We start from the raw sequence: 12,618 nt of genomic DNA on the forward strand, positions 1-12,618 counted from the left end.
CCTACTCTTCTTCTAAAAATCCTGTCAATGGAGAAGAAGCAGAAGCACCTTTTTTAAGCACTCTTCCAAGACCGGCCAAATACGCCTGCCTTCCCGCTTCAATTGCTTTTTTAAATGCTTCTGCCATCTGTGGGATATCTCCTGCCGTTGCAATCGCTGTATTTGCCATAATTGCTGTCGCTCCCATTTCCATCGCTTCACATGCCTGAGATGGTTTTCCAATACCGGCATCGACAATAATTGGCAATTCCATCTCATCAATTAATATTTGAATAAATTCCTTTGTACAGATTCCCTTATTCGAACCAATCGGTGCACCAAGCGGCATAATAGAAGCAGCTCCTGCATCCCTTAATGCCCTCGCAACATTTAAGTCCGGATACATATACGGCATTACGATAAACCCTTCTTTTGACAAAATTTCTGTCGCTTTTACCGTTTCATAATTATCCGGTAACAGATACTTCGAATCATTAATAATTTCTATTTTAATAAAATCTCCACAACCGATTTCTCTTGCCAATCTTGCAATTCGTACTGCCTCCTCTGCATTTCTGGCACCAGATGTATTTGGAAGCAAAGTAGCTTCCTTTGGAATATAATCTAAAATATTTTCTGTTCCTCCTATATTTGCCCTTCGAAGTGCCAAAGTAATAATTTGTGCATCTGCCTGTTTTATTGCAGCCTCAATCAGTTCTAAAGAATACTTTCCTGAGCCTAAAATAAACCGGGAATGAAACTCATGTCCTCCTACACTCCATGTATCGTTTTTTTCTTTTCTATTTGTCCCCATTCCTATTTTCCTTTCTATTCTGTTTTATTGTTCTATAATAATCTCTAGTATTTTATTCGCCTGATGACCCGCACAAATTCCAACCCGAGGTGCCATCAAACTATTTCCTGCTCCCGCATCACTGATTCCATCACCACATAAGTAAAAGTGTCCTGTAATTTGTTTTGTTTTAATTTCATTGCTCTTTCCATACCCTGCCATGCCCGAAGCTGCTACCAGCCATTTTTCTGGATAAATTGTAAGAACCTCATTGACTATCATCGCCTTTGTCTTAGGATTGTCAACCGCTTCACAAATAATCATATCCCGTTGCAAAACCTGTTCTATATTTGTTTCATCTATTTTTTTTCGTTCTGCAGTTACTTTTACAAATGGATTGACTTGCTTTATTTCCTGTTCTAACGCTTCTACCTTTGGTATCCCAAGATGACTCATCCGGTATGCCTGACGATTTAAATTACTTGGTTCCACAACATCATAGTCAACAATATGCAATTCTCCGATTCCACATCTCGCAAGCTCTATCGCAATATGGGAACCAAGTCCTCCAAGTCCTATAATAGCAACTCTTGCCTTACTGATTTTTTTTTGAACATCTTTCGAATTTCTTGCATAAAGCATATGTTCCCACTCTTTTTTTGATGGAAATACTCCTTTTTTCATGAAAATAATCTCCATATTTTCTTTTAATCTGCAATCCTCATCCGTCTGATATCCATCTAATATTGTCACAACTTCTTCTGACGCAAACAGCGAAATTTGAAGTTCTTTTAATGTCGTTTTATTTGTGGCTGTTCTCTCACCATTTACAAATACAACCATCTTCATCCCCCTCCAACAAAACTGACAACTTCCAAAACATCCTCGTCTTTTAGTATCACCTTATCATATTCTTTTTTAGGAACAATCTTCCCATTTCGTTCAACTGCAACATATTCTTTTTGGTATCCGTTTTTTTGTAAAAACTCTGTAACTGTCAGATTTGCGATTTGTTCCATTGAAATGCCGTTTACTTTTACCATAAAATAAAATCAATTCCTTTCTTTCAAGCTTTTTAAATCAAATAACTATGATTTAACGGACCGCTTCCCACGCCTAACTTTAATTTGGCATTTAACGCTCCCGTTACATACTCTTTTGCCTTTTTAACACTTTCATATATATTATTGCCTTCCGCTAAATTACAGGCAATCGCAGAAGAAAGCGTACAACCGGTTCCATGTGTATTCGGATTTGCCACCCGTTCACCGCAAATCCAATTTATATTATTATTCCAACACAATAAATCATCTGCCTGTTCTTTGCTATGCCCGCCTTTTATTAAGACACTGCCTGTTACCCATTTTTTCAAACGAGATCCTGCCTCTTCCATTTCTTCTCTTTTACTAATCTCTATCTCAGATAAAACGGACGCTTCCGGAATATTAGGGGTAATAAGCTCCGCAATCGGAAGTAAACGAGTCTTTAACGTTTCTTCTGCCTCTTTGCACAGAAGCCTATTTCCACTTGTTGATACCATAACTGGGTCAACAACGATATGTTTTGCTTTGTAGTATTCTAATTTATCAGCAATTACTTCAATAATGTCCTTATTCGATACCATTCCTATTTTAACTGCATCGGGCTTTATATCACAAAATACACAGTCAATCTGTTTTGCCACAAATTCCGGTTCTACATCCATAATTCCATACACACCTGTCGTATTTTGAGCAGTTACTGCAGTAATAACACTCATTGCATACTGCTTATGAACCGTAATTGTTTTAATATCTGCTTGAATTCCCGCTCCCCCACTACAGTCAGAACCGGCAATTGTTAAGACCTTTAACATTTTCCTTCCCTCTTTCCATATGTTATATAAAATTTGGTTTAACCGTCGAAAGCAATCAAAGAATCGCTTCCAACTCTTCCCGAAGCAGCTTTACTTCTGTTTTCACATCTTTCTTCGAAAAAATACCGGACACAATCGCAGTTCCTGCAATTTTACTTCCCTTTAAGTTTCGAATATTTGATCGGTCAATCCCTCCAATTGCAACAACCGGAATTGAAACTGCCTCACATATCTCCTTCAAGGTTTCAATCGACATTGTTTTTGCGTCTTGCTTTGTCGAAGTTCCAAACACAGCACCAGAGCCGATATAATCCGCTCCCTCCCTCTCTGCTCTGATTGCCTGTTCTTTTGTTCTTGCCGTTGCACCAATTATCTTACCCTCTCCAACGCGTTTTCTCGCCTCTTTTATACTCAAATCGTTTTGCCCCAAATGTACCCCATCGGCATTTACAGTCATTGCGATGTCTACATTATCATTGATAATGAGTGGAACCTGGTACCTGGCACAAAGATTTTTTATCACTCTTGCCTCCTCCAAAAATTCATTAAATGAAAGCTTTTTTTCTCTTAACTGAATTAAAGTAGCTCCTCCTTGTAATGCTTGTTCTACCTGCTCTGCTAAAGTATGCTCTGTTGTCCATTTTCGATCAGTCACTGCATACAATGTCATTCTTTTTTTATCCACTTGCATTTACTTGCATCTCCCCTTTCCAAACAAAAATCACAGACAAACTTCCTTATAACAAAAAAGGAAAGCATGGTAAGTGCTTCCCTAAAAATGTCCTTATATGAATTCCTACGTTGGCATTACCCAAATCAGGTTATATGGGTCGAAGTTAATTACTTCCTCTCAGCCTGCCACTACAAGCTCCCCTTGTTTGTTATTCGATTCTCTGTCTGGATTAAATTCTAGCATAACAACTTATAAAATGCAATCCGTAAAAATTCTTGAACATAACTTTAACGTATTATATAATAATAGAAATAAGAAAGGGGAGAAAAAAATGCCAGATTTATCTAAAACAAGGGAAAAAATTGATTCTGTTGACAGGCAAATTGTAGCTCTTTTTGAAGAACGTATGGCACTTGCCAAAGAAGTTGCCGAATATAAAATTCAAACGGGAAAACCAGTTCTTGACAAAAACCGCGAACAGCAAAAAATACAGTCATTAAAAGGGCTGGTTCAAAACGAATACAATGTCTATCCCGTAGAAGAATTATTTACCCAAATCATGTCAATTAGCCGAAAATATCAATATAGTCTAATCTCTCCTACAAAGGAAGAATTGCCTTATCATAAATTAGATTCTCTTCCTTCTAAAGATACTTCTACTGCAGTATACTTTGGTGAGCCTGGCTCTTACACCCAGCAGGCAATGAATGACTATTTTGGTCCTTCTGTCAAAAGCTTTTCTGCCTCAACTTTCCAAAGTGTCATGGAGGCGGTACATAACCAAAAAGCAGATTATGGGGTATTGCCAATCGAAAATTCTTCAACCGGAGGTATTGACGATATTTACGACTTACTCGTACATTATGACAATAATATTATAGGAGAACACGTACTAAAAGTAGACCATGTATTAGCCGGTCTTCCGGGTTCTTCAATTTCAGACCTAAAAAAAGTTTATTCGCATCCACAAGGAATTTTACAGTGTAAAAATTTTTTTGATTCTCATCCGGAAATTAAAGCAGTTCCTTATAATAGCACTTCTGCCAGTGCAAAACGAATTGCTATGGAACACGACTGCTCAAACGGAGCAATCATAAGTCCTTATGCTGCCAAATATTACAACCTTTCCATTTTACAAACCCATTTAAATTCGGAATATACCAATTCCACCCGCTTTATTGTAATTGCCAAGGAAAAAATATTTCTCACCAATGCCAATAAAGTCAGTATCTGTTTTGAATTACCCCATAAAAGCGGAAGCCTTTATAACATACTTTCCCATTTTATATATAATGACTTAAACATGACCAAAATTGAGTCAAGACCAATTCAGGGAAAGCCTTGGGAATATCGCTTTTTTGTCGATTTTGAAGGAAATTTAACTAATCCGGGTGTAAAAAATGCTATTTATGGTATAAAAGAAGAGGCAGTCAGCTTGAAAATTTTAGGAAACTTTCAAACAATTTAACTGAAAGAGGGGGTTTTTGATGAAACGTGCAATTACAATTATAATTCTTATTCTTATCATTGGCAGTATCGGTGTTATTTCACATTTTTCGCAAAAAACATATTTTAACGATGAAACTGCGATTGGAAATACTGCCGGGAACTTACTAAATGGGGGAATCTTTTGTGAGGATAGCAATCTAATTTATTTTAGTAACCCAAATGATGATGGTGCACTTTATTCAATGGATTTAAACTGCAAAAATTTTAAAAAGCTTCATTCAGACAATGCCTCTTATATCAACGCTGCCGGAAAATATATTGTTTATGTCCGCGATAATCATAATCGAAACAAAGCAACTGGTGATTTTTTTAATTTTAATAGCGTCGGGATTTATCGTATTGATAAAAAAGGAAAACATATAAAAATGCTTTATAATAATCCTGCAAAGCTCACATCCTTAAAAGGAAATTATATTTATTACCAACATTATAACGCAGATGACGGACTAAAATTTTATCGTGTTCGAATTGATGGAAAAGAAGAAAAAAAACTAAGTGATGAAGCAATTATTCCTGCTTCTTTTTCTGGCAACTTTCTTTATTATAATGGTCAAAAAAATAACCATAATATTTATACTATGGACACCAACAGTACTTCCAGTAATTTACTTTACGAAGGAAACTGTTATACTCCGATTGCTACTGACAAATACATCTATTTTCTTTCTTTAAGCAATAACTACGCACTTGCAAGAATTAATAAAGATGGAAGCAATCTGAAAATTTTGGGAAAAGAGCGGGTTTCTTTCTTCAATATCAGTAATAGTGGAAAATACCTTTACTATCAGGTAGATGGCGGTAATAACAATCGGCTTTGTAAACTTAATCTTGAAACTTTAAAAAGTAAAACACTCTTAGAAGGAGACTATAACAACATTCACGTAACAAGCAATTATGTCTTCTTCCAAGAGTTTGATTCAAAAAAAATATATCGTTTATCCGTTAACAACGATTCGATTTCTACTTTTAATCCTCCGGTACTAGAGAATTAAGCAATTCTTGATAAAGTTTTGTTACAGTCACTCCAAGCAATGGATGGATTTTTGCCGGTGCAATTTGGCTAAGAGGCTTTAGTACAAAGTCTCTTTTTGCCATTTCTTTATGCGGAATCGTTAATGTTTCTTCCTGCATTACAATATCATCATAAAATATAATGTCTAAGTCTATTGTTCTTGGTCCCCAATGAATTTCCCGAACCCTTTTTAAATCCTGTTCAATACTTCCAATCAGTTCAAGTACTTCCTCTGGTGTCCGAAGTGTTTTTATTTCCAATGCGCCGTTTAAAAAATCATCCTGAGGAACACCGCCATAAGGCTCTGTTATAATAAAGTCAGATACCCTTGTAACTCTTGTCAATTCATCTTCATCAAGTAATTGAATTGCACGTTTAAAGTTTGCCTCTTTATCTCCAAGGTTAGCTCCAATTGCCAGATAGCAGGTATGCCACCTTCGTTCCACTGTAACCGAAACCGTATCTAAAGGAAGTAAAATAGGCGCCCAGGGCTTTTTCAATTCAAGCAGTACCTTTTCAACAAATGGATAACGAAGTAAAAGTGCCTTTGCCAAATGTTCTACAACAGCTTCTAATAATTGATAGGTATTTTGTTCCATAAATTTCTTTATATATTGAGCCGCCTCTGCATAATTAAGGGAACCGTTTAAATCATCTGTTTTCCCTGCTTTTCTTATATCGAAAAAAAACTCCGCAGTCACCATAAACTTTTGTCCCAGTACCGTTTCCTCCGGAAATACTCCATGATGACAAAATACTTCTAAATCTTTTATTGTTATCTTATCCATAGCTTCAATCCTTTTACTTCTTTTTATTTCCGTTTGCCTTCAAAATGGCTTCCGTCATTTTAATTGCTCTGACATTTGCTTTTACATTGTGTACCCGTACAAAACCACATCCTTTCATCACTCCCATAACAGTAGTTACCATAGTTCCCTCTTCCCGCTCTGTTACCGGTAAGTCTAAGGTCAGCCCAATCATTGATTTTCTTGAAGTGCCAAGAAGAACTGGAAGACCAAAACGATTAAATTCTTCCAGACGATTCACACATTCCAGATTCATTTCTAACGTTTTACCAAAGCCGACACCGGGATCAAGCACAATCTGTTCCTCTCTAATTCCTGCTTTTTTTGCAATTTCTAAAGATTCTTTTAAATCTTCCATTACATCATTTAAAAAATCACCATACTCTGTATTATCCCTGTTATGCATAATACAAACAGGTACATCGTATTCCTTTACTACTGAAGCCATATTTACGTCATATTTTAAGCCCCAGATATCATTCACGAAATCTGCCCCTGCTTTTAAAGCCTCTCTTGCAACATTTGCTTTGTAAGTATCAATTGATACCGGAATATCATATTGTTTTTTTATTTCACGAATAATTGGAACAACTCGTTCAATTTCCTCTTGCTCTGTTATCTGAACATGGTTTGGTCTTGTTGACTCTCCACCAACATCAATAATATCGGCGCCTTCTTCTATCATCTCTTTTACATGACTCATTGCACGTTCCAGAGAATTAAAACTGCCTCCGTCCGAAAAAGAATCCGGTGTAACATTTAAAATTCCCATTACATACGTATGCTTACCAATTGCAAAATCTCGATTTCCAATCCTCATCATTTTTACCATTTTACTACTCCTTAATTAGCTGAAAAACAAGTTTTTGCTTCACTTCATCTGTTGCAAAAACACCTTTTGTTACAAAACTGATTGTCTTAGATCCAGGCTTTTTAATTCCCCGCATTGTCATACACATATGCTCAGCCTCTATGACTACCATAACTCCCAAAGGGTTTAAATACTCCATAATGTCATCTGCAATCTGTGTTGTCATCTGCTCCTGTATCTGAGCTCTTCTTGCATATACTTCGACTGTTCTGGCCAATTTGCTCAAACCAACGACTTTTCCGTCCGGTATATATGCAATATGAACTTTACCATAAAAAGGTAGAAAATGATGCTCACATACAGAATAAAAGGTAATATCTTTTTCAAGCACAAGTTCATTGTGAGCTGCAGTAAATACTTTTGAAAGATGTTCCTTTGCATCCTTGTCTATTCCAGAAAATAATTCTTTGCACATTGAGCTGATTCTTTTTGGAGTTTCAACTAATCCTTCTCTATTAACATCTTCTCCAATTCCCTCAAGAAATAATTTGACCGCTTCCTGAATTTTCGTTTCATCTATCATCTTTCATTCTCCTTTTCTCTCGTTTGAAAGTACTCCACTACTTCATAAAGGTATGACAAAGAACCGTAGACAATTATAATATCATCTTTTCCTGCCTCTTTTAATGCCAGATTCATCGCTTGTTTTGCGGTTTTGGCATCAACAACAGAAGAACAGTAATTTCTTGCTTCCTCTGCCAGTTCAGAAGACACAAGTGCTCTTACATTATTGGGCTGTATCGCATAAACTTTATCAACACAACCTAATGTATTTTTCAAAATCGTCGAATAGTCTTTATCTGCAAAAATACCAACCACTGCATAAACTTTTTTACCTTTAAAATAAAACTCCATCGATTTTCTTAAAGATAAAGACGCACCTTCGTTATGGGCTCCATCTATGATAACAATCGGATTTTTATGAATTATTTCAAACCGGCCTCGCCACACAGCACTTTCAATACCTGAAACAATATGCCTCCATTCAATCTGATATCCGATTTCTTTTAACGACAAAATTGTTTCAATCGCAGTTACTGCATTAAATGGCTGATATTCTCCAAGCAAAGAGGTCGTTATTCTCTCTTCCTTTTCCATTCGGGGACTTTTATAAACAAATGTTGTTCCATTCAAAGAATATTCCATTTCTTTTATATCATCATAACTTGCAAAAACAACTCTGGCATTTTCTTCTCTCACTTTTTTCTCAATTGCTTTTTTTACTTCTTCTTTCTGGGAAGAAGATACAACTAAACTATTTTTCTTAATAATTCCCGCTTTTTCAAATGCAATTTCACCTAAAGTACTACCCAAAAATTTCATATGATCCATACTAATTGAAGTTAAAACTGCACACTCAACTTTTTTCACTACATTCGTAGAATCTAATCGTCCACCCATACCAACTTCTAATACAACAATATCACATTTTTGATCTGCAAACTCTAAAAATGCCATTGCTGTTTCTATCTCAAACGGTGTTGGATGTGGTTTTCCTTCCTTTACCATCTGTTCAATGACATTTTTAATTTTCGAAAGATGTTCTGCCACCTTTTCTTCACTAATATAAAAAACGTTCCCGTCTATCCCCATAAACTGAATTCGTTCCCTGTATTCAAACAGAACAGGAGATACATATCTTCCGACTAAATACCCTGCTTTAGCTAAAATCGCTGTAATATATGCTCCAACCGAACCTTTTCCATTGGTTCCTGCAATATGCACAAACTTTAGCCGCTCTTCCGGATTTCCTAATCTTCTCATTAGTTCTGTTATATTTTCTAATCCTAGCACGCTTCCATACTGACCTGCTTTATCCATATAAGCCATCGCCTGTTCATAGGACATAATATTTTCATATTCACCATCCTGGTATTTCGATTTTACTTTTTCAATCTTCATTTTACGCCTCTTCACAAACTTGGAAAATATAAAATTTCAAATAATAAGATTCATCTGCTGCCCACAATATTGGATGATCTGGCGCCTGTGTACGATATTCAACCTGTCTTAACCGTTTATGTGCACTTCTTGCGGCCTGTGCAATTGTTTCTGTAAATAACTCTGGTGTCATAAAATGAGAGCACGAGCAAGTCGCAAGAAAACCTCCATTTTTTACCAATTTTAATCCGCGCATATTAATCTCACGATATCCTTTAACTGCATTCTTAACAGAATTTCGGGATTTCGTAAATGCCGGTGGATCTAAAATAACAACGTCAAACTTTTTATCTTCTGCTTCTAACTGTGGAAGGAAATCAAAAACATCTTCACATTGAAATTTTACCCGTTCCTCTAGCCCATTTAATCTGGCATTTTCTGTAGCCTGTTCTACTGCTAAATTAGAAGCATCCACTCCCAAAACACTAGCAGCACCTGCAATTCCTGCATTCAATGCAAAAGAACCAGTATGAGTAAAGCAATCTAAAATTTCTGCACCTTTACATAGTCTTTGAATGGCAAGCCGATTATATTTTTGATCTAGGAAAAAGCCGGTTTTTTGTCCTTCTGCAACATCAACATAATATTTTACTCCATTTTCTTCAATTGGAACTTTCGTATCAAATGGTTCACTTAAAAATCCTTTTTTGCGTTCCATCCCTTCATTTTGCCTTACCTTTGCATCACTTCTTTCGTAAACACCACGAATTTGAATTCCATCCCTACTTAAAAGTTCAATTAAGTAATTTACAATCACCATTTTCCAGCGATCAATTCCCAGTGCAAGCGACTGCACAACAAGTACATCAGCGAACTTATCAATCACTATGCCCGGCAAAAAATCTGCCTCACCAAAAATAACTCTGCAACTACTTGTATCTACCGTCTTTTTTCGATATTCCCAAGCATTTTTAACTCTCATCTGAATAAATTCAGAATCTACTATCTGTTCTTTTTTTCTAGACAACATACGAATTACAATTTTAGAATTCGTATTAATAAATCCGGTTCCCATTCCGTATCCGTCAAAGTCTTCCACAGTTACTAAATCACCATTTTGAAATTCGCCTTCTATTTTATCTATTTCATTGTCAAAAAGCCACATTCCACCTGCTTTTAACATTCTTCCCTGACCCTTTTTTATTGTAACAACTGCTCGTTCCATATTAACTCCTATCTGATTTTTTTATTGCTATAATTTAAACCTATATCTGCTAAATTATATCCAATCTGTAAAAATAACATGTTTTTTGACAAATTACTTAAGTCTGTTACAGTATATCATAATGTTGAAAAAAAACCTAGACATCAAAAAAAAACGTGGTACAATATAAACTGTAAAAAAACACGAAAGACAGGTAATTAAACAATCATGATTACAAAAAATAGTCTAAAAGAATTCTGGTTAATGACCTTTAGTACACTCATTATGGCTGTTGGAATTTATTTTTTCAAATTTCCTAACAACTTTACATTTGGTGGTGTTACCGGACTTGCAGTCTTAATTGGTAATGTGTTTTCACTAAGTGCCGGAGATTATACCTTTATTATAAATATGGCACTATTAATCATCGGCCTAATCTTTTTGGGAAAGGGGTTTGCCGCGAAAACTGCCTATACAAGTATTCTGCTCTCCGTAACAATATCCGGATTTGAACGTCTTGTACCTTTAAAACAGCCTTTAACAGATGAACCCCTTCTTGAACTGGTATTTGCAATTGCCCTGCCTGCTTTTGGTTCTGCTATTTTGTTTAATATCGGTGCCTCTAGCGGTGGAACTGATGTTATTGCAATGTTACTAAAAAAATACACCAGCATCAATATTGGTAATGCTTTATTAGTAACTGATATTTTAATAACGCTATGCTCTTTCTTCATCTTCGACGTTAAAACAGGGTTATTTTCCGTACTTGGACTTACAATTAAATCCCTTTTAGTTGACAGTGTAATTGAAAGTATTAATCTTTGCAAATATTTTAATGTTGTATGTAAAGAACCTGAACCCATTTGTGATTTTATTGTAAATGAATTAAACCGAAGTGCAACTATTTGTGAAGCTGAAGGAGCTTTTAGCCATGGTCACAAATATATTGTATTTACTGTACTTAACAGACAAGAGGCAATCAAATTAAGAATGTTTATAAAGTCAACCGACCCAACTGCCTTTATTCTAATAACCAATACAAGTGAAATCATCGGAAAAGGATTCCATAACGTATAATAAATTTTATCCAGAAAAGCAGAATAGTTTCTCCTAAATTAGGAGAAACTATTTTTATGAAAAATTCAATTACAACTAATTTTATTCTTTGTGGTCTATGTGGATGGTGCATGGAATGTTTCTGGACAGGTCTTTCAGCCATCAAAGAACATAAAGACCGTCAATTACATTGCAAAACATCCGTTTGGATGTTTCCAATCTATGGAATGGGAGCTTTTCTTCTGCCAATCAGTAAAAGAATAAAATCATTTAACTTATTCTTTCGTGGCACAATCTATACTATTTGCATTTTCTTTGCTGAATTTTTTACTGGTAAAGCTCTAAAAAAATATAACGCCTGTCCATGGGATTACAGCAAAGCAAGATTCAATTACCAAGGACTAATCCGTTTTGACTATGCACCTTTGTGGTTTGCGGTCGGTCTTTTTTACGAAAAAGTTCTCTCCCGTTAGTCCCTAGAAATTGCTTCCATTCCATCCCCAGTTCGGGGTTTCTGAATATTTCACATAAATCTTGTCTTTTGGCACGCCCAATTCTTCGTTATAAATATCACAAATCTCTACTGTCAGACTATTTAATGCCGTTTTACTTGCACTTCCAAAAATGCTCACTTCTACAAAAACAATTTTTTCACAGGCTTCTCCTTTAAAGTACAGTTTATAATCATCTTCAAATCCAACCATAAGCCAGCTTTCTGTTTTCCCTGGAATTAATGCGATGGCCTTTCCCAGTCGATTTTTAATCTTCTTCTCCTGTTCCTCTGTTAATTTCACACTAATTTTTGAATTAATAAATGGCATAATATTCTCCTCTCATTTTTCGTATAATAGGTAGGCGTTTGTGAAACGCCACAAGCCGCATAAATACGGCATTTTTTGTTATCTAAAAACAAATAACTCCTCACCGGATATGGTATAATAGAGTTGACAAAAAACTAAAATCCACTATCCAAGAAAGG

General features: G+C 35.7%; 15 protein-coding genes and 1 riboswitch. Of the genes, 4 read left to right on the forward strand and 11 right to left on the reverse strand.

The annotated features are described in order from the left end of the window. Position 1: 1 nt before the first annotated feature. Genes FYJ58_RS11205 through thiE form a run of 5 tightly spaced genes read right to left on the reverse strand, consistent with a single transcriptional unit; the run spans position 2 to position 3,318 of the window. Positions 2 to 793 carry a thiazole synthase gene (locus FYJ58_RS11205; RefSeq protein ID WP_154519815.1) on the reverse strand — a complete coding sequence of 264 codons (792 nt, stop codon included), beginning with the start codon at positions 791 to 793 and terminating at the stop codon, positions 2 to 4. Between the two features lie 24 nt (positions 794 to 817). Beyond that, positions 818 to 1,615 (reverse strand): sulfur carrier protein ThiS adenylyltransferase ThiF, encoded by a 798-nt coding sequence (gene thiF, locus FYJ58_RS11210; RefSeq protein WP_154519816.1) that lies wholly within the window; start codon positions 1,613 to 1,615, stop codon positions 818 to 820. A gap of 2 nt (positions 1,616 to 1,617) precedes the next feature. After that, positions 1,618 to 1,815, reverse strand: a complete 198-nt coding sequence (gene thiS / locus FYJ58_RS11215) for a sulfur carrier protein ThiS (RefSeq protein WP_154519817.1) — start codon at positions 1,813 to 1,815, stop codon at positions 1,618 to 1,620. Between the two features lie 32 nt (positions 1,816 to 1,847). Next, positions 1,848 to 2,627, reverse strand: coding sequence for a bifunctional hydroxymethylpyrimidine kinase/phosphomethylpyrimidine kinase (thiD, locus tag FYJ58_RS11220; protein ID WP_154519818.1), 780 nt, complete (start codon positions 2,625 to 2,627; stop codon positions 1,848 to 1,850). A gap of 55 nt (positions 2,628 to 2,682) precedes the next feature. Next, positions 2,683 to 3,318: a thiamine phosphate synthase gene (thiE, locus tag FYJ58_RS11225; protein ID WP_154519819.1), complete on the reverse strand. Its 636-nt coding sequence runs from the start codon at positions 3,316 to 3,318 to the stop codon at positions 2,683 to 2,685. Between the two features lie 85 nt (positions 3,319 to 3,403). Further along, positions 3,404 to 3,512, reverse strand: a riboswitch (TPP riboswitch). Positions 3,513 to 3,631: 119 nt separating this feature from the next. On the opposite strand from thiE, the gene FYJ58_RS11230 reads away from it, so the two are divergent. Both FYJ58_RS11230 and FYJ58_RS11235 read left to right on the forward strand, forming a co-directional pair. Continuing rightward, complete coding sequence (locus FYJ58_RS11230; RefSeq protein WP_154519820.1) at positions 3,632 to 4,768, forward strand: chorismate mutase; 1,137 nt, start codon at positions 3,632 to 3,634, stop codon at positions 4,766 to 4,768. A gap of 19 nt (positions 4,769 to 4,787) precedes the next feature. Then, on the forward strand, positions 4,788 to 5,801 hold the full coding sequence (locus tag FYJ58_RS11235; RefSeq protein ID WP_154519821.1) for a DUF5050 domain-containing protein: 1,014 nt from the start codon (positions 4,788 to 4,790) through the stop codon (positions 5,799 to 5,801). Here the strand turns inward: FYJ58_RS11235 and folK are convergent. The 5 genes from folK to FYJ58_RS11260 are packed head-to-tail and all read right to left on the reverse strand — an operon-like array spanning position 5,776 to position 10,604. Continuing rightward, a complete protein-coding gene (folK, locus tag FYJ58_RS11240; RefSeq protein WP_154519822.1) occupies positions 5,776 to 6,609 on the reverse strand; it encodes a 2-amino-4-hydroxy-6-hydroxymethyldihydropteridine diphosphokinase in 834 nt (277 codons plus the stop codon). The two genes, FYJ58_RS11235 and folK, sit on opposite strands and share 26 nt — an antisense overlap. A gap of 13 nt (positions 6,610 to 6,622) precedes the next feature. Next, positions 6,623 to 7,447: a dihydropteroate synthase gene (folP, locus tag FYJ58_RS11245; RefSeq protein WP_154519831.1), complete on the reverse strand. Its 825-nt coding sequence runs from the start codon at positions 7,445 to 7,447 to the stop codon at positions 6,623 to 6,625. Between the two features lie 16 nt (positions 7,448 to 7,463). Next, positions 7,464 to 8,021: a GTP cyclohydrolase I FolE gene (folE, locus tag FYJ58_RS11250; RefSeq protein ID WP_154519823.1), complete on the reverse strand. Its 558-nt coding sequence runs from the start codon at positions 8,019 to 8,021 to the stop codon at positions 7,464 to 7,466. Continuing rightward, entirely contained in the window at positions 8,018 to 9,400 is a 1,383-nt protein-coding gene (locus FYJ58_RS11255; protein ID WP_154519824.1) for a bifunctional folylpolyglutamate synthase/dihydrofolate synthase, read from the reverse strand. The genes folE and FYJ58_RS11255 overlap by 4 nt, the downstream gene beginning before the upstream one ends. Before the next feature lies 1 nt (position 9,401). Further along, positions 9,402 to 10,604 (reverse strand): class I SAM-dependent rRNA methyltransferase, encoded by a 1,203-nt coding sequence (locus tag FYJ58_RS11260; RefSeq protein ID WP_154519825.1) that lies wholly within the window; start codon positions 10,602 to 10,604, stop codon positions 9,402 to 9,404. 207 nt (positions 10,605 to 10,811) lie between these two features. Here FYJ58_RS11260 and FYJ58_RS11265 point away from each other — a divergent pair, with 207 nt between their 5' ends. Together FYJ58_RS11265 and FYJ58_RS11270 are read left to right on the forward strand one after the other, a co-directional pair. Further along, a complete protein-coding gene (locus FYJ58_RS11265; protein WP_154519826.1) occupies positions 10,812 to 11,660 on the forward strand; it encodes a YitT family protein in 849 nt (282 codons plus the stop codon). Between the two features lie 56 nt (positions 11,661 to 11,716). Further along, positions 11,717 to 12,112, forward strand: a complete 396-nt coding sequence (locus tag FYJ58_RS11270; RefSeq protein ID WP_154519827.1) for a putative ABC transporter permease — start codon at positions 11,717 to 11,719, stop codon at positions 12,110 to 12,112. A 3-nt stretch (positions 12,113 to 12,115) separates the two neighbouring features. On the opposite strand, the gene FYJ58_RS11275 is transcribed toward FYJ58_RS11270, so the two are convergent. Beyond that, entirely contained in the window at positions 12,116 to 12,460 is a 345-nt protein-coding gene (locus tag FYJ58_RS11275; RefSeq protein WP_154519828.1) for a phenylpyruvate tautomerase MIF-related protein, read from the reverse strand. Positions 12,461 to 12,618 lie beyond the last annotated feature (158 nt).

This window comes from Velocimicrobium porci (genome assembly GCF_009696045.1).
Taxonomy (GTDB): Bacteria; Bacillota; Clostridia; order Lachnospirales; family Lachnospiraceae; genus Velocimicrobium; species Velocimicrobium porci.